Here is a 961-nt window from a genome sequence, read left to right as displayed (position 1 = left end):
GTCGGTTTGCGGTACGGGCGCCTATTGCCTCGCTAGAAGCTTTTCTCGGCAGTGTGGAATCAGGAACTTCGGTACTTTATTTCCCTCGCCGTCACAGCTTGGCCTTTGCGGCAAGCGGATTTGCCTGCTTGCCGGCCTTGCTGCTTGGACGCGCATCCAGTCGCGCGCTTGCCCTATCCTCCTGCGTCCCTCCATCACTCAAACGGCAATGAGGCGGTACAGGAATATCAACCTGTTATCCATCGCCTACGCCTTTCGGCCTCGGCTTAGGTCCCGACTAACCCTGAGCGGACGAGCCTTCCTCAGGAAACCTTAGGCTTTCGGTGGAAGGGATTCTCACCCTTCTTTCGCTACTCATACCGGCATTCTCACTTCCAAGCGCTCCACCATTCCTTACAAAATGACTTCGCTGCACTTGGAACGCTCTCCTACCATCACGGAAGTCAGATATCAGAAACCAGATGTCAGATCTGCTTTAAACCCATTTTTGAATCATGGAATAAAGTTGTTTCCCCAAATCATCATACGGGCCAAATAATTCTTCAAAAGTCTCTTGGCTAATATATCCAAGGTCTTTAGATAGTTCCAGGAGTACTTTCAATTCATCTTTAGAACCTTGGGCTATCAATAAAAATCTTTTAAAGTCAGCTACAGTACTTTTTTTCCATACCCTTCAGCAATATTAATGGGTATGGAAGTAGCTGCTCTTCTCAATTGACTTCCAAGTTCATACCTTTCGAAGTCTGGAAATTTTAGCGTAAGCTGATGAACTTGTAACGCAAGTTGATAAGAGATTTGATAAACTCTTAAATCTTGGTAACTTTTGATCATCTTTTATCCACTCTCTTACTTCCGACTTCCGGCCTCTGATATCTGACCTCCGGATCCGCAGCTTCGGTGATACGTTTAGCCCCGGTACATTTTCGGCGCAGAGTCACTCGACCAGTGAGCTATTACGCAC

At 46.9% G+C, this 961-nt stretch carries 1 rRNA gene; it reads right to left on the bottom strand.

Features of this window, described 5'->3' with window-relative positions:
* Positions 1–961: ribosomal RNA gene (locus tag AB1L08_RS22425) — 23S ribosomal RNA — on the bottom strand; the annotation flags it as partial.

Origin of the sequence: Siminovitchia jepli (assembly GCF_047228825.1) — a bacterium.
Taxonomy (GTDB): Bacteria; Bacillota; Bacilli; order Bacillales; family Bacillaceae_C; genus Siminovitchia.
This window is presented reverse-complemented; position numbering and strand designations above follow the sequence as displayed.